General features: G+C 68.3%; 15 protein-coding genes and 1 pseudogene. 6 read left to right on the forward strand and 10 right to left on the reverse strand.

Annotated elements, in window-relative coordinates; all coding sequences use genetic code 11:
• Window positions 1-109: 109 nt before the first annotated feature.
• Both NVU01S_RS03620 and NVU01S_RS03625 read left to right on the forward strand, forming a co-directional pair.
• Window positions 110-1,540 (forward strand): MFS transporter, encoded by a 1,431-nt coding sequence (locus NVU01S_RS03620; protein WP_043664838.1) that lies wholly within the window; start codon window positions 110-112, stop codon window positions 1,538-1,540.
• 24 nt (window positions 1,541-1,564) lie between these two features.
• Window positions 1,565-2,785: an FAD-dependent monooxygenase gene (locus NVU01S_RS03625; RefSeq protein WP_043664840.1), complete on the forward strand. Its 1,221-nt coding sequence runs from the start codon at window positions 1,565-1,567 to the stop codon at window positions 2,783-2,785.
• Between the two features lie 30 nt (window positions 2,786-2,815).
• On the opposite strand, the gene NVU01S_RS45400 is transcribed toward NVU01S_RS03625, so the two are convergent.
• The 10 genes and pseudogenes from NVU01S_RS45400 to NVU01S_RS03670 all read right to left on the reverse strand — a co-directional run bounded on the left by NVU01S_RS45400 (window position 2,816) and on the right by NVU01S_RS03670 (window position 15,863).
• Complete coding sequence (locus NVU01S_RS45400; RefSeq protein ID WP_244467122.1) at window positions 2,816-3,652, reverse strand: MSCRAMM family protein; 837 nt, start codon at window positions 3,650-3,652, stop codon at window positions 2,816-2,818.
• Between the two features lie 39 nt (window positions 3,653-3,691).
• Window positions 3,692-5,998 (reverse strand): annotated as a pseudogene (locus NVU01S_RS03630) (MMPL family transporter); the annotation flags it as partial.
• Window positions 5,999-6,261: 263 nt separating this feature from the next.
• Window positions 6,262-6,858 carry a TetR/AcrR family transcriptional regulator gene (locus NVU01S_RS03635; protein ID WP_043664843.1) on the reverse strand — a complete coding sequence of 199 codons (597 nt, stop codon included), beginning with the start codon at window positions 6,856-6,858 and terminating at the stop codon, window positions 6,262-6,264.
• Between the two features lie 59 nt (window positions 6,859-6,917).
• A complete protein-coding gene (locus NVU01S_RS03640; protein WP_043664846.1) occupies window positions 6,918-7,946 on the reverse strand; it encodes an agmatine deiminase family protein in 1,029 nt (342 codons plus the stop codon).
• Window positions 7,943-8,941, reverse strand: a complete 999-nt coding sequence (locus NVU01S_RS03645; protein WP_043664849.1) for a nitrilase-related carbon-nitrogen hydrolase — start codon at window positions 8,939-8,941, stop codon at window positions 7,943-7,945. Before NVU01S_RS03645 ends, NVU01S_RS03640 begins: the two co-directional genes overlap by 4 nt.
• Window positions 8,942-8,976: 35 nt before the next feature.
• Window positions 8,977-10,473 carry a purine-cytosine permease family protein gene (locus NVU01S_RS03650; protein WP_043664852.1) on the reverse strand — a complete coding sequence of 499 codons (1,497 nt, stop codon included), beginning with the start codon at window positions 10,471-10,473 and terminating at the stop codon, window positions 8,977-8,979.
• 86 nt (window positions 10,474-10,559) lie between these two features.
• Window positions 10,560-12,191, reverse strand: coding sequence for an amidohydrolase (locus NVU01S_RS03655; protein WP_043664854.1), 1,632 nt, complete (start codon window positions 12,189-12,191; stop codon window positions 10,560-10,562).
• Between the two features lie 34 nt (window positions 12,192-12,225).
• The gene (locus NVU01S_RS03660) at window positions 12,226-13,614 is read right to left on the reverse strand and encodes an aspartate aminotransferase family protein (protein ID WP_043664856.1); all 1,389 of its coding nucleotides are present in this window, start codon (window positions 13,612-13,614) and stop codon (window positions 12,226-12,228) included.
• A gap of 116 nt (window positions 13,615-13,730) precedes the next feature.
• A complete protein-coding gene (locus tag NVU01S_RS03665) occupies window positions 13,731-14,216 on the reverse strand; it encodes an Lrp/AsnC family transcriptional regulator (RefSeq protein WP_162184235.1) in 486 nt (161 codons plus the stop codon).
• 123 nt (window positions 14,217-14,339) lie between these two features.
• The gene (locus NVU01S_RS03670) at window positions 14,340-15,863 is read right to left on the reverse strand and encodes a PucR family transcriptional regulator (protein ID WP_043664858.1); all 1,524 of its coding nucleotides are present in this window, start codon (window positions 15,861-15,863) and stop codon (window positions 14,340-14,342) included.
• A gap of 134 nt (window positions 15,864-15,997) precedes the next feature.
• On the opposite strand from NVU01S_RS03670, the gene NVU01S_RS03675 reads away from it, so the two are divergent.
• The 4 genes from NVU01S_RS03675 (at window position 15,998) to NVU01S_RS03690 (ending at window position 21,880) form a co-directional block, all read left to right on the forward strand.
• Complete coding sequence (locus tag NVU01S_RS03675; protein ID WP_043664859.1) at window positions 15,998-17,428, forward strand: gamma-aminobutyraldehyde dehydrogenase; 1,431 nt, start codon at window positions 15,998-16,000, stop codon at window positions 17,426-17,428.
• Between the two features lie 11 nt (window positions 17,429-17,439).
• Entirely contained in the window at window positions 17,440-18,993 is a 1,554-nt protein-coding gene (locus NVU01S_RS03680) for an APC family permease (protein WP_043664862.1), read from the forward strand.
• A 72-nt stretch (window positions 18,994-19,065) separates the two neighbouring features.
• Entirely contained in the window at window positions 19,066-20,433 is a 1,368-nt protein-coding gene (gene gabT / locus NVU01S_RS03685) for a 4-aminobutyrate--2-oxoglutarate transaminase (protein ID WP_043664864.1), read from the forward strand.
• The gene (locus NVU01S_RS03690) at window positions 20,426-21,880 is read left to right on the forward strand and encodes an NAD-dependent succinate-semialdehyde dehydrogenase (RefSeq protein ID WP_043664867.1); all 1,455 of its coding nucleotides are present in this window, start codon (window positions 20,426-20,428) and stop codon (window positions 21,878-21,880) included. Before gabT ends, NVU01S_RS03690 begins: the two co-directional genes overlap by 8 nt.
• Window positions 21,881-21,950 lie beyond the last annotated feature (70 nt).

Consider the following 21,950-nt stretch of genomic DNA (forward strand, 5'->3'; position numbering starts at 1 on the left):
ATCCTTTGACGTTTCTTATCGCGTAGCCTACTCTCGCAATTAAGAAACCTGATCGTATCTTAACTGGTTGTGCGTCGCTCCGACGCGCGCCCGTACCAAGGAGTCCCTGATGCACCGGAGCGTGTCCGGAAGTACCGGCACCGGACTGCACTCGAGCTGGAACGCGCAGCTCATCGGCTTGGTGGCGGTACTGGCCCTGGTGAATTTCGTGGTCGATTCGGCCATCACCGCGCCGCTGCTCGTCCTGCCGGAGATGCTCGACCATTTCGATACCCACCAGGCGGCGTGGCTCAACGCCACCGCGATGCTGGCCGGCGTGATGTGGGCGCCGCTGCTCGGCAAGAGCGCCGATATCTACGGCAAACGCACCGTCCTCGTGCTGACCCTGCTGGTCAGCGGCGTGGGCGCGCTCGTGTGCGCCGTAGCCCCCACCATCTGGATCTTCGTGCCCGGACGCATGCTGCAAGGGGCGGCGCTGGCGGCGGTGTTCCTCTCCGTCGCGATCGTTCGCAGCGTCTGCGCGCCCCGGATCGGAATGATCATCGTCGGGATCGTGACCTCCGGGTCGGCGGTGCTCAACATCGCGTCCCGGTTCCTCATCGAGCAACTGGCCGTGCGTTACGGCTTCCAAATCCTGTTCCTCGTCTCGGCTTTCGTCGCGGTGGCGATGGCGATCTTCGTGCGCGGCATCGTGCCCGAATCCCTGGTCAAGACACCCGGCAGGATCGACGTCGGTGGCGCGCTGCTGCTCGGCGGCGGTCTCGCCGGGGTGCTCAGCTACATCAGCCTCGGCTCGGATCTCGGCTGGCTCGCCGCGGGCCCGCTGGCGCTGCTCTTCGGCGGCGGCGCGGCGCTGGCCCGCTGGTTCCTGGTCTCGAATCGAAAGCCCGATCCCCTCATCGACATCCGGGATCTCAACGGCCCCTTGGTGCTCACGCTGCTCGTCGTCTTCCTCGGCGCCGGTTCCTACCAGAGCATGCTTCAGCTCATCCCGCTCATCGGTGACGTCTCGGCGGATCAGCACCTCGGGTACGGACTGGCCGACCAGGGATCGGTGGCGCTGCTGCTCGCGGCGCCGGGACTCGGCGTGATGCTCGGCGGTCCGGGTGCCGGATGGCTCGCGGCGCGCATCGGGCCGGCGTCGACCTTGGCCGGCGCCATCGTGCTCGGCACGGTGGTGACCTTCGGAATGTTCCTCGGCGCTTCGCACTTGGCCGCCGCGCTGTGCTTCGCCTTCTTGCTGGGCGTCACGGTGGGCGCGCTCGGCACGGCCGGGTTCAACATGGCAGGCAGCTTGGCGGCGACCGAGCGGCAGGGCATCGTCTCCAGCCTCGTCATGGTCATGGTTTCGATCGGGTCGGTGGTGCTGAACTTCGTGGGCGCGGCCGTGCTCGACTCGACCACCGTGGTCGTCGACGGCGCGACGGTGAATTCGGCGACCGGCGTCTTCGGCTGTATCGCGCTCGCTTCCGGCGCGTTCGTGATCGCCGCCGTGCTGTCTGTCGTCCTCGCCCGCAACACCCGCCGCGGCCTCGTGTGACCGTCTCGATTCAGGAGTTCGACAATGAACTGTAAGACCGCATCGACAACCACGGTTCTGGTGTCCGGGGCGAGCATCGCCGGTCCCGCCGTCGCGTTCTGGCTGCACCGCTACGGGTTCGCGGTGACCGTGGTGGAGAAGTCGGCCGGCGTGCGCAGCGGCGGATACCCGATCGACGTGCGGGGCACCGCGGTGGAGGTCGCGCGCCGGATGGGAATCCTGCCGCAGCTGCAGCGGGCGCATATCGAGTCACGCCGGTTGACCTTCCGCAACGCCGACGGGACGACCGCGGCGGTGGTGCACCCGCAGGCGGTGGTCGGCGGGGTCGAGGGGCGTGACCTCGAGGTGTCGCGCGCAGACCTGTCGAAAGCCTTGTACGCGAAGGTCCGTGACGACGTGGAGTTCATCTTCGACGACTCCGTCGCCACGCTCACCGACCAGGGGCACGGCGTCGACGTCACCTTCCGCAGCGGCGTCCAGCGCAGTTTCGACCTGGTCCTGGGTGCCGACGGATTACATTCGCGGATAAGGGAACTCGTGTTCGGGCCGGCGGAACAGTTCCACCGCTACCTGGGCTACTGCTTCGCCATCTTCACCATGCCCAACACGTTCGGGCTCTCGCACGAAGCGGTCATCTGGAACACACCGGGACGCGGCGCTGCGCTCTACGCGGTCGAAGACAGCAACGAACTACACGCCTTCCTCAATTTCGCGCACCCGATACCGCCGTACGCGGTTCTGCGCGACCCCGCGGCGCAGAGTGAGCTCGTCGCAGCCACTTTCGCGAACGACGGATGGGAGGTCCCGGCCATGGTCGCCGCTTTGCGCAACGCGCCCGATGCCTTCTTCGACACGGTGAGTCAGGTGCGCATGCCGTGGTGGACCCGCGGGCGATCCGCCTTGCTCGGCGATGCCGCGCACGCCCCGTCGTTCCTGACCGGGCAAGGCTCCAGCCTTGCTCTCGTCGGCGCCTACCTGCTCGCCCACTCCCTGGCCGCCCACCACGACCACACCGCGGCTTTCGCCGCCTACGAGCGCGGCCTACGTGGTTTCGTGGAACAGAATCAGGCCCTGGTCGGCGCGGGCGACGCCGCCCTCTTCCCCACCACCGCCGAAGCTCTGGCGAAACGCAACGCCAGACTCCGCAGCCTCACCACCTTGCCCCCGCACACCGGCCGCCCCGCACACACCGCCCTGACCCTGCCCGAACCCCTTCCCCGCCCACCGATCGCCGCACCCCGATGAGCGACCCGAGATCTCGGCGGCGACGGTGGCTCAGGACATTTCCGCGTGTTGGTCGATGTCGAAGCCCAGGCGGACGTCGTGGCCGACCTGGCTGCCGGTGATGGTGACCTGACCGGTCACCAGCGGGTAGCCCCGGGTCTCGACGGTGTATTCGCCCTCCGGCAGATCGGCCACCGCGTAGCGGCCGTCCTCGTCGGTGTGGGCGGTGCCGACAATCGTGCCGGACCAGTCGAGCACGGTGATCCGGGCGTCGTGGACCGCGCGGCCATTCGCGCGCACCGTACCCCACAGCATCGCCATCGGCGCGAGTTCGACGTCGAAACGCAAACGGCCGCTGTCGGGTACGGTCAGCGTCGTCGCGGTGGGCCGCATCCGCGCGGCGACCGCCACCAGCGTGTAGGTTCCGGCCAGCACGCCCTTGCAGGCGTAACCACCGTCCGTCGCGCTGACCGCCACTCCGACCACCTCACCACGCAGGTCGGTCACGGTGATCGTGGCCTCCGCCACCGGCTCGCGGGCGGCGGTGCGCACCACACCGGACAGCTCGCCGGATCCCTGCAGCGTGACGTCGACGTGGTGCGTACCGTCCGCGGCGACAGTGACATTCACCGCGGCGGGTTGATGCCGGTTCGCGGAGACGATCAGGACGTAGCCGCCCGGCGCGGGCGGCTCGATCGCGTAGTTGCCGTCATCATCCGCCGCCGCCCGCGAAACCTGGTGCCCGCGTTGGTCGATCAGCGTCAGGGCGGCGTCCGGCACCGGATACCCGTCGTCGCGGCACACCCGCCCGAAGATCGTGCGCCCGGCCGACGCGACGAACTGTCCGCTTTCCACGTCCGGCAGTTGCTGCACCGCACCGGCATTCACCGCCGCGTCGAGCGCAGGCTCCGCTTCGCCCCCGCCCGGCTCGAGCTCGGCCGCACCGGAGCGCTTGCGCGGCAACGCCCGCAGCTTCGCGCCCTCGACATCGATGTCGGGCAGGATGCGGTCGAGCCACTTCGGCAGCCACCACGACGCCCGCCCCATGATCGCCAGCAGGGCCGGCACCAGCACCATGCGCACCACGAAGGCATCGATGGCGACGCCGGCCGCCAGCGCGAACCCCATGGATTTCGCGGTCACGTCGGTTTCCAGCAGGAAGGAACCGAACACCGAGATCATGATGATCGCCGCCGAGGTGACCACGCGCGCACCGTGGTGGTACCCGGCGATCATGGCGTCGCGCGGCGACTTGCCGTGCACGAATTCCTCGCGCATGCGGGTCACCAGGAACACCTGATAGTCCATCGCGAGCCCGAATACCAAGCCGATCAACATGATCGGCAGGAAGCTGACGATCGGCTGCGGATCGGCGATCAGGCCGAAGCTGCCTTCCTGGAAGATCAGGACGGTGGCGCCGAAGGTGGCCGCCATCGAGAGCAGGAAGCCGAGCGCCGCGGTGAGCGGGACCAGGATGGACCGGAACACCAGGATCAGCAGCACGAACGCCGCGCCCGCGACGATCGCCAGGTAGGGCACGATCTTGCCGAGCAGGACGTGGTCCATGTCGGCATAGATGGCGGTGGTGCCGGTGATGCCGTAACGGATGCCGTAGCGCTCGCTCAGTTCGCCTTCGGCGGCGCGCGCGTCGCGCACCAGATCCTTGGTGTGTTGATCGTTCGGACCCGATTTCGGCACCCCGCTGAGCATCGCCCCCAGCCCGTTCGCGCTGAATTGCGGTGTGGTGACGTAATCCATCTCCGGGAACTCCGCGAGCCGGTCGCGCAGCGCGGTGACCGCGGCCTTGCGCTCGGCTTCCGGCACCTGCTCCAGGTCGGCGGCCACGGTGAGAACGCCGTTGCTCCCTTCGCCGAAGCCACTGGTCCGGATGTCGTAGGCCTGCCGGGCCGTGGACTCGGTGGGCAGGCTGTCCTCACCGGGCAGACCCAGCTGCAACTGGAGCGCGGGCGTCGCGAGTGCCGCCAACGCGGCCACCGCGATGATCAGCGCGAGCCACGGCCGCTTGCCGATCAGGCGGCCGACCCGCATGCCGTTGGTGACCGAGGTGTCGTCCTCCGGGTCGTGCCGCGCGACCAGCGGCAGCTTCGGCTTGAACAGGAAACGGCCGAAAGCGCCGAGCAACGCGGGCATCAGCGTGATCGCGGTGAGCACCGCGAAGAACGCGGCGACGGCACCGCCGAGACCCATGAACGTCAGGAAGTTCACCCCGACGATGCTCAGCGCGCCCAGCGCGACGATCACGGTGAGCCCGGCGAACACCACCGCCGATCCGGCCGTACCCACCGAAATACCGGCCGCTTCTTCGGGATTCGCCGCGACACGCAATTCGTGCTTGTACCGGGAGACGATGAACAGCGCATAGTCGATCGACAGCGCGATACCGATCATCGATGCCAGGAACGTCGTGAAACTCGGCACCTCGACGACCGCGGTGCCCAGCGAGATCACCAGCATCGCGGCACCCAGGCCGACGATGGCGGTGATGATCGGCACGAACGCCGCCACGATGGCGCCGAACGCGATCACCATGACGACCAGCGCCACCCCCATGCCGATCAGTTCGGCCTGCCCGCTGGGCTGTTCCTGCTCGCGGGCGATGGACCCGCCGAGTTCGACCACCACTCCGCGCGCCCGGGCCGGGTCGGCCACGGCGTAGGCGAGCCGGCGCTGCTCGTCGGTGATGTCCATCGACGAGGCGATGTCGAACGGCACGGTGAGCACGGCGACGGTCGCCGGGGCATCCTTGCTCAGCACGTTGAGCGGGGCGCCCGCGCATGTCGCGGGGTCGGCGGTGGTCAGACAGCCCATCGCCTGGGTCGCCGCGACCGGGTTCTGCAAAGCCGCCCCGGCCTTTTCGGCGACGAGCCGGTGCCGATCGTCCCCGACCACCAGTGCCCGCAGATCGGTGATCAGCGCGTCGATGGCGGCACTGTTGTCCTTGTCGGTCAGCTTCGTGCCGGCGGGCGCCGCGAGCACGTAGGTACCGCTGACGGCGTCGATGCCGAACTGCGCGGACATGCCCGGAAACTGCTTGTCCAGGATTTCGGTCGCGCGTTCCGACGGCAGCGCGGGCATGCTGAACTCGTCGCTCATCGACTTGCTCAGCAGATGCGAGCCGGCACCGAGCGCACCGAGGAGGACCAGCCATAGCGGCAGCACGATCCACTTGCGGCGGAAGGCGAACTTTCCCCATTTATAGAGGTATACGGACACGAACGGGCTCTCCTCGAGGTCACCGGGTTGTGCTGAGATCAGGGCCCGTACAGCACCTTCGCGGCCCGCTTGCATGCGAACAGCTCCCCCGCGCCGTCCTTCTACCTACCGCACGGTAGGCGTGGCGTGGACGTAAGCGGAGGAGCAACCTCTAGTACGGCCGATGTTTTATCAGATCTCATCGCCGATGTCAGCTTTTCGGCCTATTCAGTCGAAAATCCCCGCGTGTCATGCTTTCCCGGCGCGGCGGCCGTCGCGTCGTGTCACCCCTGGTCCGCGGACGCTCGATTCGTCGCGGGGAGGAGGGCTTTCAGCGCGATCGTCAGGTGCGCGCGCGCCTGCTCGGTGCTGAGTTCGCCGGAGAGCCAGCGGGCGGACAGGCCGTCGGTCAGCGCGGTGACGATGAGGCCCATGGCTTTCGGATCCACGGACTGCGGCACGTCGCCCGCCGCCTGCGCCAGCCGGATCGCGTCGGCGATCTCCGCGTCCCACTGCCGCGAGGTCGTGGCGAGCGGTGCCCGCAGCGGCATTTCGAAGACCGCCGACGCCCGTAATTCGTGCCAGACCAACGCGTTCTCGAACACCTCGGGCTCGTCCTGGATGTCGGCGAGCGCGTGCGCGTGCAGCCGGTCCAGCGGGGAATCCGAACCCTCACTGGCGGTTCCGGATTCGCGGGCCCGGTCGTTGATATAGGTCAGCGCGGCGGCGAGCAGGCCGTCCCGATCCTTGAAGTAGTAGTAGAGCAGGCCGGGCGAGACGCCCGCGGCCTCGGCGACATCGTGTACGCGCAGCCCGCGCACACCCCGCTCGGCGATCGCCTTGGCACTCGCCCGCAGGATCGCTTCGCGTCGGCTCGCCATCGCAGTGTGCTCCAGTCGGTCGGCTCCGTTTCCCGAACCAACATAGCCCAACTGAACTTTCAGTCGGGCACCCTCGGCTGCTGCTGGGTGATGCAGTGGATGCCGCCGCCGCGGGCGAAGAACTCCCGGGCATCGACCGTCCGCACCTGCCGGCCCGGATACATCTCGGCGAGGATGCCCTGGGCCACGTCGTCATTGGGATCGCCGAAGCCGCAGGCGATTACGCCGTCGTTGACGACGAGGTGGTTGACATAGCTGTAATCCACCCAGCCTTCGCGATCCCGGAGCACCCGCGGAGCGGGGAGTTCGACGATCTCCCAAGCCCGGCCGTCGGCATCGGTGGTGTCCGGCAACAGTGCCAGCAGTTCGCGGGTCACCGCCCAGTCCGGGTGCGCGGTGTCGCGCTGAGCATGCACCAGCAGGGTTGCGGGCGCGGGAATCGCGGCGACGATATCGACGTGCCCGCGGGTGCCGTGCTGCTCGTTGTCCCGGGTCAGGCCGCGCGGCAGCCAGATGACGTGCCGCGCGCCGATGGTGCGCGCCAATTCGGCTTCGACCGCGGCCTTGTCGAGTCCCGGATTGCGCATCGGATCGAGTTGCACTGTCTCGGTGACCAGTACGGTGCCGAGCCCGTCGACCTGGATGCCGCCGCCCTCGTTGACCAGCTCGGAGCCGATCGTTTCGGCGCCCGCCGCGCGGGCGACCGTCGCACCGATCTCGCTGTCACGCGCCCAGTTCGCCCACTCCTGCCTGCCCCAGCCGTTGAAGGTCCAGTCGACGGCACCGAGCCCGCCGCCGCCCGCGTCGAGCACGAAGGACGGGCCGATATCGCGCATCCAGGCATCATCGAGCGGCGCTTCGAGCACATCGACCATGTCCGACAGATACTTTCGAGCCGCCTGCCGATCGCGCGGGTCGACGACCATGGTGACGGGCTCGAACTCGAGAATCTCGTGCGCCACCCGCGCCCAGGCCTCGCGCGCCTCGTGCGCGGATTCCGCCGTGGCGAACACGCTCGCGCCCAGCGGCGGAAAGGCCATCCAGATCCGTTCCTGCGGTGCCGTTTCCGACGGCATCACCCAGCTCATGACGCCCGGCTTCCGACCTGATCCGCGCCGAAGGCGTGGTCCCGATCGACCGGCGCGGTGAGCCGGCCGTAGGTATCGGGCCGGCGCGTGGTGAGGAACGGGAACAGACCGAGCCAGTCCTTGCGCTGATCCAGATCCAGGTCGGCGACCAGCACGGCGGCGCGGTCCCGCGGCGCTTGTGCGAGCACCCGGCCATACGGGTCGGCGATGAACGAAGAGCCGTAGAAGGTGACACCGCCCTCGTCGCCGAACCGATTCGGCACGATCATGAAAGTGGCTGCAGTGATGGCGTTTCCGACGATGACCTGCTGCCACAGCGGCTGGGTGTCGAAGCCGGGGAACGACGGCTCGGACCCGATCGCGGTGGGGTACACCAGGATTTCCGCACCACCGAGTGAGTACATCCGGGCGGCCTCGGGAAACCACTGGTCCCAACAGGTCGGCAGGCCGATGGCGGCACCATCCAGCACGGCGGGCCGGTAGATCGGATAGGCGTCCTCGGCCGGGCCGGGCCGGAAGTAGGTGTCTTCGTAGTAGCCGTCGCTGATCGGGATGTGCACCTTGCGGGTCCGGCCGATCAGATCCCCTTCGGGCGAGACCAGTATCGCGGTGTTGTAGCCGAGACCGTCTGGGCCGGGGGCCTTTTCGTACAGCGAGGCGTGCACCGCGACGCCGTGCGCGCGGGCCGCGGCAGCGGCGAAGGTGAACGTCGGCCCGGTCCGCAGATCCTCGGCCGCCGCGCCCGGGTTCGCCGCTGCTCGCACATCGGCGGGATAGCGCGACAGCGTCAGTTCCGGTAGGAACACCGCACGCGCGCCCTCGGCGGCGGCCAGGCCGATGCCGTCGTACAGCGTCGCGCGCAACGCCTCCGCCTCCGGAACCCATTGGTGCTGAACAAGTCCGACGCGCAGCGGCGTGCGGTCGCTCGGCGCGACGCGCGCGGGCGACACCGGCGGCGTCGGCGCGGTGGTAACCACGAAGGTCTGCTCGGTCATCACTACCTGCCTTCTCGTTATGCATAACTGAATATTCAGTCAAGATGGGTGGGACGAAAATTCATGCTTTCGTTGAACCCGGACACCGCCCGTGGCAGCGGAACCGATGCGGCCGAGGTGGTCCGAGTCCGCGAGGCGACCAGGTGGACCGCCGCGGCAACCAGTCCGGAACCGATCATGCTGATGTCGATCCCGTCCGCTATCGAAGCGATCGGACCCGTGTACACCGTGGTGTGGACCGCCAGCACGCCGACGATCGCGCCCGCGGCCCACGCCACCACCGCGCCGAGCTGCCAGCCGCCGGTGTACCAGTATCGACCGCCGGTGCGCCCCTGCGCGAAGGTTTGCAGATCCACGACGTCATAGCCGTGCACGCGCCGGCGCAGCGCGCCGATCACCATGATCACCGCCCACGGCGTGACCACGGCGTTCAGGATCACCGCGACCGCGCTCACCGAATCCACTGCGTCGAAGACGAAGACGCCGACGTAGAGCAACACGACGACCAGAGCCGCGGTCATCATCGTGGTCTGCACGCGCAGCAATCGCGGGAACACCCCCTCCAGGTCCAGCCCGCTGCCGTAGATGCACAGCACGCCCTGGCCCAAGCCGCCGAGGATCGAGATCACCACGATCGCGAAGGTGAACCACAGCGGCGCCGCGGCCACCAGATCTGTGGTGTAGGAGCCGGTGTTGCTCGTGAGGGTCGACGCGGTGAACGCACCGAACGTCGCCGGAATGATGCCGCCGAAGTACAGGCCGAGCCCGAGCGCTCCCGCGATCCGGCGGTCGCTGTGCCGTCGATGCGATACCCGGCGGGTGTAGTCGCCGATCGTGGTCGCATACGAGATCGGCCCGGACGCGGAGATCACCACGGCCACCACCCAGGTCTGCACGAATCCGCCGAGGGCGTACTCCCCCGCCGCCGCGTCCGCGTCGAAACGGCCCGCGAAGGCGAAGACCCCCGCGAGCATCAGCAGCCCGACCACCGGGACGATGATCTTCTGTGCCGCAACGATAGTGGCGTGCCCGAACAGGGCGATCGCGACCATCGCGGCGCCGATCACGCCGTAGGCGAGCCCGCGCACCCACCCGGCGTCGGGCGTCCCGAGCAACCGGGCGCCGGCCGCGACGAGGGCGTCACCGCTGGTCCACACGGTGATCGCGCCGAAGACGACGGCCGTCGCCAAAGCCAGCCCGGAACCGATGAAGCGCCCGCGGATGCCGAACTCGGCACTGCTCGCGACGGTCATGTTGGTCCCGGTGCGCGGACCGATGAGCGCGGTCGGCAGCACCACGAGGGCACCGATGAGCCCGCCGACGAGCAGCGCGGGCAGCGCCTGCCAGAACGACAGTCCGAGTTGAATCGCCACCCAGCCGTAGATCACCGCGGTCCAGGTGAATCCGCTGCCCAGGAATACCGCGGCCACATTCCACGGCGACGAATCCCGGGCCGCCTCCGGAAGATATTCGACGCCTGCTTGTTCGATCCGGCCGACCCGATCGCTGGTCGGGTCCACATGCTCTTTCATGAGGTGACGGTATTCTCAACTGAATATTCAGTCAATAGTGTGGCGCTGACTGTCATCGTTCGTTACTCCCTTGTCACACAACGACTTCAAGCGAACTCGGCGCGGTGCACCACGGCTCCGGCGACGACCGTCAAAGCGATCGGCGCAGCGGCCAATTCATCGGGCGGGACAACCAGCGGATCGAGCGAGAACACCGTCAGATCGGCCGTGCCACCGATCGCCACTCGCCCGGCCGTGCCCTCCCGTCCCGCCGCGCGCGCGGCATGCGAGGTGTAGCCCTCCAAAGCCATTGCCGCAGTGAGCGATTGCTTCGGAGAAACCGGTTCGACCGCCGAACGTCCTGCCGGACGGCGCAATTGCGCGTCCGCGAGAATGGCGCGAGCGTCGTAGGGGCCGATCGGCCAGTCCGAGCCCAGCGCGACCGTGGCCCCGGAATCACGCAGATCGCGGGTGCGAAACCCGCGGCTCGCCCGCTCGTCGCCCAATCGCACCGACCAGTTGTCGGTGTGATCGGCGCGCGTGAAGTGACTGCAGTGCGTCGGCTGCATGCTCGCGACCACCCCGTATTCCCGGAATTTGGCGACGAGTTCGGTGGGAATGGTTTCGATGTGTTCGATGCGATGCCGCACGCCGGACGACGGCAGCGCGGCAGCCGCGAGCGTCTCCAGCGCGTACCGGACGCCGGCGTCGCCGATCGCGTGGGTGACGGTCGGCACCCCACGAGCGGCCAAGTAGTGCACGGCTTCTCGATACTGTGCCGGGTCCGGCCAGAACGGCACCGTCGATTCGCCATGGCTGTCGGGTTCGTCCAGCCATGCCGTGCCACCGTCGATGGTGCCGTCGATGACGAACTTCACCCCGTCGACCTGCCACCGGCGGCCGCCGCGGCGCTGCAGGTCGACGATGTGCTCGAGCCCGGCGCGCCCGGTGCCCGGGTGGCAGCGTGGCGCGAACCGCAACTGGACGGGCAGCGCGAGTTCCTCGGCCAGTCCGGTGATCAATTCCTCGCTGTCGCCGTCGAAGTCCATCACATTCGCGGCGGTGAGTCCGGTCGCGGCCATCCCCCGCAGCACCTCGGCGACGCGGTCACGGCGCACGCGCATCGGGGCCACCGGGGCGACGTCGAGCACCAGGTCCATCGCCGCCGGTTCGAGCAGGTGCCCGGTCGGCCGGCCGTCGCTGTCGCAGACGATGCGCGCACCCTGATCGAACTCGCGGTGACCGGTCACACCCGCCGCCCGCAGCGCGGCAGGGTTCACCAGCGCCGAATGCGCGTCGTTCAGGTCGAGGTACACCGGGATCGTCTCGGCGACGGCCCGGAGCAGCGGCTCGAACGTAATCGGCTGGTCCGCAAATACATTCGGGTCCAGCCCCCAGCCGCGAAGCCAGCCGTCGACCGGCGCGACGCCCTCGGCGCGCAGTGCCGCGATCAGCTCGTCGACGGTCGACACCGACGACAGGTCGACACCGTTGGTCATATCCGCGCCGACCAGCGGATGGGCGTGGCCGTCCACCAGACCGGGCGTAATGGTCGCGGCGCCGAGGTCGATGACCTCGGTCCGCGCTCCGCGCCAGTCCCGGATATCGGCCGGGCCGCCGACGCCGATGATGCGGTCGCCCTTCATCGCGACTGCCTGCGCGTGCGGCCGCGCCGGATCGAGCGTGTGCACCCGTTCGGCGAGCAGGATCAGATCGGCGTAGTCGCCGGTGTTCGTCATCCGGGTCTCCCCTTCGTCCAGCCGATGCTACGGGTCAGAGCAATGACCATGCGCCGGTGAGGGTTTCGCGCAGGATCTGTTCCATCTCGTCGAACTGGGCCTGCTCGCAGATCAGCGGCGGAGCCAGCTGGATGACCGGCTCGGCACGATCGTCGGCCCGGCAGTGCAGGCCCGCGTCGAACAGCGACTTCGACACGTAGCCCTTGAGGATGCGGGTCGCTTCTTCATCAGTGAAGCGCTCCTTGGTATTTCGATCCTTGACCAGCTCCACCGCGTAGAAGTATCCCGCGCCGCGCACCTCGCCGACGATGGGCAGATCGGTGAGCTTGTCGAGGGTCGACTTGAACCGGGATTCGTTGGCCAGCACATGCTCGTAGATGCCGTCGCGCTCGATGAGGTCGAGGTTGGCGAGGGCGACCGCGCACGCGACCGGGTGGCCGCCGTAGGTGGAGCCGTGCATGAACGTGGCGCCGTGCCGGAACGGTTCGGCCACCCGATCACTGACCAGCACCGCACCGAGTGCGGCATACCCGGAGGTGAGCCCCTTGGCGGTGGTGAGGATATCGGGCTGATAGCCGAAACGCTTTGCGCCGAAATCGTATCCGAGGCGGCCGAACGCGCAGATCACCTCGTCGGAGACGAGCAGCACGTCGTGCCGGTCACAGATCTCCCGGACCCGCTGGAAGTAGCCGGGCGGCGGGACGAAGCAGCCGCCGGTGTTCTGCACCGGTTCGAGGAAGACCGCGGCGACGGTCTCGGGACCTTCGAACAGGATCGCTTCTTCGATGCGGTCGGCGGCCCAGCGGCCGTAGGCGTCGTAATCGTCGGTGTGCTCGGTGGCACGGAAGAAGTTGGTGTTCGGCACCCGCACGGTGCTGGGCACCAGCGGCTCGAAATCCGCTTTCGCGCCGGGGATCCCGGTGATCGACAGGGCACCCATCGAGGTGCCGTGGTAGGCCATCGACCGACTGATCACCTTGTGCTTGGTCGGCTTGCCGACGAGCTTGAAGTACTGCCGCGCGAGTTTCCATGCGGTTTCCACGGATTCGCCGCCGCTGACGGTGAAGAACACCCGATTCAGGTCGCCGGGGGCGGCCACGGCCAGGCGCTCGGCCAGCTCGAGCGCCCTCGGATGCGCGTATCCCCACAGCGGGAAGTAGGCCAGTTCCCGGGTCTGGCGGGCCGCGGCCTCGGCGAGCTCGGCCCTGCCGTGGCCGACCTGCACCGCGAACAGGCCCGCGAGCCCGTCGAGGTAGCGCTTGCCGGCGGCGTCCCAGATGTAGGCTCCTTCACCGCGCACGATCACCGGCGTCTCGGCATCGGCGTCCTCGGATTGCTGGGTGAAGTGCATCCAGAGATGGTCACGGACGACGCGGGCCGAGTCGCTGGAGCCCACGGCGGACAGATCGGTGATAGCGGTCATGTTTTCGGTTATCCCACATCACACCGTGGCCTGCAACTAGATCCGTTGCGAAATACTCGCCCGCCGATCGATACGGCGAAAAATGCCGATCTGAACTACGGATTTCGTTGCACGGATCAGCGCGTCCCCCACTGATAGGTCTGTTTACGCAGCTTGAGGTAGATCATGATCTCGGCGTGCCGGACACCGGGCAGCGTGCGCAGCCGATTCGACACCAGGTCGAGCAGCGCCGCGTCGTCGGCACAGACCGCCTCGCACAGCACGTCGTAACGGCCCGCGCATTCGACCACATAGCTGATCTCGTCCATCGCGGTGAGCGCGTCGGAGACCGGTTGCAGCGGCCCGTCCACCGTGATCGCGACCATCGCCTGCCGAAACAGTCCCACTTGCAACGGATCCGAGACCGCGACGATCTGGATGACCCCGGCGTCGGACAGCTTCTGCACCCGCTGCCGCACCGCGGCCTCGGACAGCCCGACGGCCTTGCCGATCGTCGCGTAGGCGCGCCGCCCGTCCTCCTGCAACTGGGCGATGATCTTCTTCGAGGTGTCATCCAGCACCGGCGCCGTCCGGCTCGATTCTTGGTCGCTCACGCCCGGCATCCTGCCCGAACACCGGGAGACCGACAAGCGTCGGACCGTGGTGTCGACGGTCCGATCCGGCACCTGGTTACCCGCTCGGCAACGAAATCCGTCGAATTTTCCGCAGGAGCGCCGCGGACACCGTCACGAGCGGCGCACCAGGATGGCGAGCAACAGCTCCGCCCGCACCCTGGCGTTGTCGAGGTCGCAGGCCAGCAGGTCCGCGACGAAGGCGATGCGCTTGCGCAGTGTGTGCCGATGCACGCCGAGCGTCGCCGCGGCCGACTCCCACTGTCCGTTCGCCTCCAGAAAGGTGTGCAAGGCGTTCAGCAAGTCGGTGCCGTTGCTCCGGTCGTGCTCGACGAGCGGGGTGAGCACGGTGTCGGCCATCGCGTCGAGCACCTGCCTGGTCGCGTCGAACGCCAGCAGCGAGCGGCCGGTCATCGCGTCGAATTCCACCGGGGCGCTGCCGCGTTCGGCCACCGAGGCGGCCCGCGTCGCGTTGGCCGCCGCCACGCCGAGATCACGCAGCCGATGTCCGCCGCTCAGCCCGATCCGGGTGAGCTTGCGGGCCGAGCCGAGCTCGAGCACGAGGCGGCGCGCGAACGAGACACCCTCGGAGCCGGGCAGCACCACCGATACCCGCTGGTCCACCGCAAACAGGAACACCGGGTTCCCGGCCGCGTGCAGCGCCGCCGCCACCACTTCACGAACGTCGGACGTCGTTGCGGCCGAATCGCATTCGGCGACGAGCACGCGGATCCGGCCGTGCGCGTCGGCGGCAGGCAGCAGCTGCGCCCAGGCGGGAGCGAGATCGGTTTCCGCGCTCAGCGCCAAGGCGAGCGCCTGGCTGTTGAGCTGCTGCTGCGCCGCCTGCAGCCGAACCGGTTTCGCGAAATCCAAGGCGAGCAAAGAGTTCGCGTGCCCCAGCAGGATCTGATCCACACCGCTCAGCGGTGCCGGACTGACCACCACCAGTTCGCCGAACGAGCGGCGGTCGACACCGATCCGCTGGTGTGTGATCGAGGCTCCGGAGGTATCGGTCCGCACGCTGCTGGCCGCGGTGGCCGGGTCGGCGGCGAGGGCGGCCCGGACCGCGCGCAGCAGTGCGTCCGAGGGCGCCTCCGGATGACATTCGGTCACCGTGCCCGCCGCGTCGACGATCAGCACCGTCGCCGCCAGCGAGCCGGCCAGTTCCCGGACGATCGCCCGCGCGCCCGATTTGAGCAGCGCCTTGGTCATTCGCGGTTGTGCGCGCGAGGCCCGTAGCAGCGCGTCGTACTGGAGTTCGGCGACGCGCGCGGACACCTTCTTGACCACGGCCGCGAACGGCGTCGGCAACGGCACCTCGAGCAGCGGGATACCGATGGCATCGGCGGCGGCGATCAGATCCGCGGGCACTTCGGCGTAGGTGAGGCCGGTGCCGAAGCCGACCGCCGCCACCCCGCAGTCGTCGAACGCGCGCAGGTAGGCCGCGCGCTCCCGGCTGCTGCGCGGCAACCGCATACCGGTGGTGAGCACAAGTTCGCCGCGGGAGAGCCAGGGAAAGGGATCTTCCAGTTCGGTGGTGAGCACGAGATCGACCTCGCGGCCGACACCACCGGCGCCGCCCCGGAGCCGGAGTGCGAGATCCGCTTGGGACAACACCCAGCTAATCGGTACAGCCATCGCGTGCAGTGTACAGAACGGCGAAGAGTGGGCGGCTGATTCACCATTTTGTCGAGAGGCGCGGGAGTGTGTCTCAGGGCACACTGATCCCAGGGCGAACCGAAGGACACGCCCCGAGAGATGGACGGTGAACAATGTCATTGCCGGTACTCGAGAACTTTATCGACGGCGAATTCGTGGCTTCCGGCGCCGCCGCGACACTCGATCTGGTGAATCCGGTGGACGAAACGGTGGTGGGCCGGGCGCCGATCTCGAACCGCGCCGACGTCGATGCCGCCATGGCCGCGGCCGCCAGGGCCTTCGAATCCTGGGGGAAGACAACGCCGAGCGCGCGCCAGTCCGCGCTGTTGCAGCTGGCCGACGCCATCGAGGCGCACTCCGACGAACTGGTCGAGGCGCAATGCCGCAACACCGGTCAGCCGAAAGCGGTGATCGCCGCCGAGGAGGTCGCGGTCAGTGCCGATCAGATCCGGTTCTTCGCGGGCGCGGCCCGAATGCTGGAGGGCCGCTCCGCCGGTGAGTACATGGCGGGCTTCACCTCCTACGTACGGCGTGAGCCGATCGGCGTGGTCGGGCAGGTGACGCCCTGGAACTACCCGTTCATGATGGCGATCTGGAAGATCGGCCCCGCGCTGGCCGCGGGCAACACGATCGTGCTCAAGCCCAGTGACACCACGCCGGAGAGCACGCTGGTGCTGGCGCGTCTGACGAAAGGCATTCTGCCGGACGGGGTTTTCAACGTCGTGCTCGGCGATGCGAGCACCGGCACCGAACTGGTGGGTCATCCGACTCCCGGGTTGGTGTCGATCACCGGCTCGGTGCGCGCGGGTATCGCGGTGGCCGGGTCGGCCGCACAGCAGCTCAAGCGCGCGCACCTCGAACTCGGCGGCAAGGCACCCGCCGTGGTCTTCGGCGACGTCGATATCGACAGGGCCGCAACCGGTATCGCCGAGGCCGCGTTCTTCAACGCGGGCCAGGACTGTACCGCGGCGACGCGCGTGCTCGTGCACGAGTCGATCCATGATCAACTCGTCGACGCGTTGGTCCGGAAAGCGGAAACGCTGAAACCCGGCCTACCCGAGGATCCGGACACGTTCTATGGTCCGCTCAACAACGCCCGCCACTTCGCCGCGGTACTCGGCAAACTCGCCGCGCTGCCCGCACACGTCAAGGTGGTCACCGGCGGACATCGACTGGGCGAGAAGGGCTTTTTCGTCGAGCCGACGATCATCACGCAGGTGCGCCAGCACGACGACATCGTCCAGGACGAGACCTTCGGCCCGGTGCTGACCGTGCAACCGTTCCGCGACGAAGCGCAGGCCATCGAATACGCCAACGGCGTCCGCTACGGCTTGGCCGCCAGCGTCTGGACCAAAGATCACGCCACAGTCGAACGCTGCACCCGCGCACTGGATTTCGGCGCGGTCTGGGTGAACTGTCACATCCCGCTGGTGGCCGAGATGCCGCACGGCGGCTTCAAGTACTCCGGCTACGGCAAGGACCTGTCCGCCTACAGCGTCGAGGAATACACGCGCGTCAAGCACGTGATGAGCGCACACGACTAGGCGGCAGGTAGATGAGCACAACCAACGCCCCGGGTCCGGAGTTGGTCGACAAAGGACTCGCCTCGGGGCAGGTCGGCGCGTTCGCCGGTGCGGTCCTGGGGGTTTCGACCGTCGCGCCCGGCTACACCCTGACCGCGAGCCTCGGCCTGATCGTGGCCGCCGTGGGTTTGAAACTGCCCGCCATCCTGATCGCGGGCTTCGTCCCGATGTTCCTCACCGCCTACGCCTATCGCGAGCTGAACTCGCGCATGCCCGACTGCGGGGCCTCGTTCACCTGGTCCACCAAGGCCTTCGGGCCGTACGTGGGCTGGATGTGCGGCTGGGGCATGGTGATGGCGACGATCATCGTGCTGTCCAATCTGGCCTCGATCGGCGTCGAATTCCTCTATCTGTTCCTCGCGCGGATATCCGGCAACGCCGCCCTCGCCGAACTGGCGGGCAACAAGGCCGTCGCTATCGCGACCACGTTGCTGTTCATCGCGATCGCCACGGTGGTCGCCGGGCGCGGCGTCACCACCAGCGAACGGGTGCAATACGTACTCGTCGGGTTCCAGATGGTCGTGCTGCTCGCTTTCGCGGTCATCGCGCTGGTCCGGGTCGGTACCGGCGATGCACCCGGCGGCTTGTCCTTCGCCCTCGACTGGCTCAATCCCTTCGCCGGAATCACGTTGAGCGCGTTCGCGATCGGCGTCACCGGATCCATCTTCGCGTTCTGGGGCTGGGACACCTGCCTGACCCTCGGCGAGGAATCCAAGAATCCGGACAAGGTGCCGGGCCGCGCGGGTCTGCTGTGCGTGCTGTCGATTCTGCTGACGTACCTGCTGGTCGCGGTGGCGGTGATGATGTACGCCGGGGTCGGCGAGAACGGGCTCGGCCTGGGCAACGCGGCGAACGCGAACAACGTCTTCGGCGCGCTGGCCGATCCGGTGCTCGGCTGGGCCGGCCCGCTGCTCCTGCTCGCGGTGCTCGCCTCCTCGGTGGCCAGCCTGCAGACGACGTTCCTGCCCGCCGCCCGCACGATGCTGGCGATGGGCGCCTACGGGGCGTTCCCGAAGAAGTTCGCCGCCGTGAGCCCACGGTCCCGGGTACCCGCGTTCAGCACCATGGTCGCGGGTGTCGTCACCGGGATCTTCTACACCCTGGTAACACTGCTTTCCGAGCACACGCTGATGGATACCGTTGCCGCGCTGGGCATCATGATCTGCTGGTACTACGGCATCACGGCGTTCGCCTGCGTGTGGCACTTCCGCGCCGAATTGTTCAGCAGCGCACGCAATATCGTGTTCAAGTTCGCGTTCCCGTTGCTCGGCGGGCTGATGCTGCTCGCGGTCTTCGCGGTATCGGTCCGGGAAAGCATGAACCCCGACAACGGCAGCGGCGCGTCGATCGGCGGCATCGGGCTGGTGTTCTTCATGGGCTTCGGCATGCTGTGCCTCGGCGCGGTCCTGATGCTGGTCGCGCGCTGGTGGAATCCCGGCTTCTTCCGAGACGGCGTCTCCACCCGCACGGAAACGGTGCCCGCCGAACCTGTTGTCCCCGCCTTGGTTCCGGCCGAGTTGCGCTAGCACCACCGGTACCGCACGGGGCCGAACTCTTTCGACACGCCCCGAACTACTCGACCCGTTAGGGAGTCTTCGATGCTCGATATCGCCCACCGTCTCGCGCAGCAGCGCAATCTCGTCACGGTCCTGCCGGGTCCGCGATCGACGGCGCTCGCCGCCCGCCGCTCGGCCGTGGTGGCCGCCGGAGTGGGGTCCTCGGTGCCGGTCTACGCGGCCGACGCCGATGGCGGCATCATCGTCGACGTCGACGGAAACTCGTTGATAGACCTCGGGTCCGGGATCGCGGTCACCAGCGTCGGTGCCGCCCACCCCGCCGTCACCGCCGCGATCGCCGACCAAGCCGCACGGTTCACCCACACCTGTTTCATGGTCACGCCCTACGAGGGTTACGTACAGGTCGCCGAGGAACTCGCCGCACTGACACCCGGACGGCACGAGAAGCGCTCCGTGCTGTTCAACTCCGGCGCGGAGGCCGTCGAGAACGCGATCAAGGTGGCGCGCTTGGCCACCGGGCGCAGCGCGGTCGTCGCCTTCGATCACGCCTACCACGGCCGGACCAACCTCACGATGGCGCTGACCGCGAAGAACCAACCCTACAAGGCGAATTTCGGTCCGTTCGCGCCGGAGATCTACCGGATGCCGATGTCGTATCCCTATCGCGACGGCGGCCTGTCGGGCGCCGAGGCCGCGCGGCGCGCGATCTCGCGCATCGAGGTACAGCTCGGTGCCGACGCGGTGGCCGCGCTCATCATCGAACCGATCCAGGGCGAGGGCGGTTTCATCGTGCCCGCCCCCGGTTTTCTTGCGGCCCTGTCGGATTGGGCGGCACGCAACGGCATCGTGTTCATCGCGGACGAGGTGCAGACGGGCTTCGCCCGCACCGGCGCCTGGTTCGCCAGCGAGCACGAAGGCGTCGTGCCCGACATCGTCACCATGGCAAAAGGTATCGCGGGCGGTATGCCGCTCGCGGCCGTCACCGGGCGGGCCGAGCTGCTCGATGCCGTGCATCCCGGTGGACTCGGCGGAACCTACGGCGGGAATCCGGTGGCCTGCGCGGCGGCGCTGGCCACCATGGCGACCATGCGCGAGCTCGACCTGCCCGCCCGTGCCCGAGCCATCGAGGCCGCGGTGCTGCCGCGGTTGCGCGCGCTGGCCGCAGAGGTCGACGTGATCGGCGAGGTGCGCGGACGGGGTGCGATGCTCGCCCTCGAGATCGTCCGTCCGGGTGGTCCGGAGCCGGACCCGGTGCTGACCAAAAAAATTGTCGCCCAGGCGCTTTCGCGTGGCGTGTTACTGCTCGCCTGCGGCACCTACGGCAACGTCATCCGACTGCTGCCGCCGCTGATCATCGAGGACGAGCTGCTCGCCGACGGCATCGAGGTGCTCGCCGAGGTGTTACGTGTTCACTCCGCTTCGACCGCGAGGAGAAACAACGATGCGTGACCGAACCGCCCTGCTCGACGAGGTGCCGACCGGGCTGTGGCTCGCCGGACGGCAGGTGGCGGCCGGTGACGCCGCCACCTTCCCGGTCCATGATCCGGCCACCGGTGCGGTGCTCGCCGAGGTGGCCGACGCCACGGTCGCGGACGGCGCGGCCGCACTCGACGCCGCGGCGGCGGCGCAGCGCGACTGGGCGGCGCGGCCGTCCCGCGAACGCGCCGAAATCCTGTATCGGGCCTGGGAACTGGTGCTGGAGCGGCGCGACGACTTCGCCTTGCTGATGACCGCGGAGATGGGAAAACCGTTGGCGGAGAGCCACGGTGAGGTCACCTACGGCGCCGAGTTCCTGCGCTGGTTCGCCGAGGAAGCGGTGCGCGTGCACGGCCGCTACACCCATTCACCCTCGGGCAACGGCCGGATCCTGGTGACCAAACAGCCCGTCGGCCCCACGCTGGCGATCACGCCGTGGAACTTTCCACTCGCGATGGGCACCCGCAAGATCGCACCCGCGCTCGCCGCCGGCTGCACCATGGTGGTCAAGCCCGCCCCCGAAACGCCGCTCACCATGCTGCTGCTCGGCCGGATGTTCGCCGAAGCCGGCCTGCCGCCCGGCGTGCTGTCGATCCTGCCGACCTCGCGCGCGGCCGAACTGACCGGCCCCCTGCTCACCGACCCGCGCCTGCGCAAGGTCACCTTCACCGGTTCCACCGCCGTGGGCAAGCTCCTGCTCGCCCGGTCCGCCGACCGGATGCTGCGCACGTCGATGGAGCTCGGCGGCAACGCCCCCTTCGTGGTGTTCGCCGATGCGGACCTCGACGAGGCGGTGGACGGCGCGATGGCCGCCAAGATGCGCAATATCGGCGAGGCCTGCACCGCGGCCAACCGCTTCCACGTCGACAACGCGGTGCGCGCGGAATTCACCGCGAAACTCACCGCCCGCATGCTCGCGCTGAAGATCGGTCCCGGTCACCTCGACGGTGTCCAGGTGGGGCCGCTGATCAACGAGCGACAGCGAAACACGGTGTCCGACTTGGTACTCGACGCCGTGACGAAGGGAGCGGTCGTCACCACCGGCGGCCACAGCCTGCCCGGCGAGGGCTACTTCTACGCGCCCACGGTCCTCGCCGACGTCCCCGCCGACGCGCGCATCCTGCGCGAGGAGGTCTTCGGTCCGGTCGCCGCGATCACCGGTTTCGACGGCGAGACCGCAGGGGTCGAGGCCGCGAACAACACCGAATTCGGCTTGGCCGCTTACCTTTACACCAAGGATCTGGATCGAGCACTCCGGGTCGCCGAAGCGATCGAGTCCGGTATGGTCGGCGTCAATCGCGGCATCGTCTCCGACGTCGCGGCCCCCTTCGGCGGCATGAAACAATCCGGCCTGGGCCGCGAGGCGGGCACCGAAGGTATCGAGGAGTACCTCGAAACCAAATACCTCGCGTTGCGCTGAACCGTCGGCCGACCTCGGAGGCCGGTGTCGGCCGACCGAATCGGGCGACCAAGTGTCGATAAAATAGCGG

This window comes from Nocardia vulneris (assembly GCF_001613425.1).
Lineage (GTDB): Bacteria > Actinomycetota > Actinomycetes > Mycobacteriales > Mycobacteriaceae > Nocardia > Nocardia vulneris.

Coding starts and splice junctions, on each gene's coding strand:
- NVU01S_RS03620 (WP_043664838.1), top strand. CDS start 110: ATGCACCGGAGCGTGTCCGGAAGTACCGGCACCGGACTGCACTCGAGC.
- NVU01S_RS03625 (WP_043664840.1), top strand. CDS start 1,565: ATGAACTGTAAGACCGCATCGACAACCACGGTTCTGGTGTCCGGGGCG.
- NVU01S_RS03635 (WP_043664843.1), bottom strand. CDS start 6,858: ATGGCGAGCCGACGCGAAGCGATCCTGCGGGCGAGTGCCAAGGCGATC.
- NVU01S_RS03640 (WP_043664846.1), bottom strand. CDS start 7,946: ATGAGCTGGGTGATGCCGTCGGAAACGGCACCGCAGGAACGGATCTGG.
- NVU01S_RS03645 (WP_043664849.1), bottom strand. CDS start 8,941: ATGACCGAGCAGACCTTCGTGGTTACCACCGCGCCGACGCCGCCGGTG.
- NVU01S_RS03650 (WP_043664852.1), bottom strand. CDS start 10,473: ATGAAAGAGCATGTGGACCCGACCAGCGATCGGGTCGGCCGGATCGAA.
- NVU01S_RS03655 (WP_043664854.1), bottom strand. CDS start 12,191: ATGACGAACACCGGCGACTACGCCGATCTGATCCTGCTCGCCGAACGG.
- NVU01S_RS03660 (WP_043664856.1), bottom strand. CDS start 13,614: ATGACCGCTATCACCGATCTGTCCGCCGTGGGCTCCAGCGACTCGGCC.
- NVU01S_RS03665 (WP_162184235.1), bottom strand. CDS start 14,216: ATGCCGGGCGTGAGCGACCAAGAATCGAGCCGGACGGCGCCGGTGCTG.
- NVU01S_RS03670 (WP_043664858.1), bottom strand. CDS start 15,863: ATGGCTGTACCGATTAGCTGGGTGTTGTCCCAAGCGGATCTCGCACTC.
- NVU01S_RS03675 (WP_043664859.1), top strand. CDS start 15,998: ATGTCATTGCCGGTACTCGAGAACTTTATCGACGGCGAATTCGTGGCT.
- NVU01S_RS03680 (WP_043664862.1), top strand. CDS start 17,440: ATGAGCACAACCAACGCCCCGGGTCCGGAGTTGGTCGACAAAGGACTC.
- gabT (WP_043664864.1), top strand. CDS start 19,066: ATGCTCGATATCGCCCACCGTCTCGCGCAGCAGCGCAATCTCGTCACG.
- NVU01S_RS03690 (WP_043664867.1), top strand. CDS start 20,426: ATGCGTGACCGAACCGCCCTGCTCGACGAGGTGCCGACCGGGCTGTGG.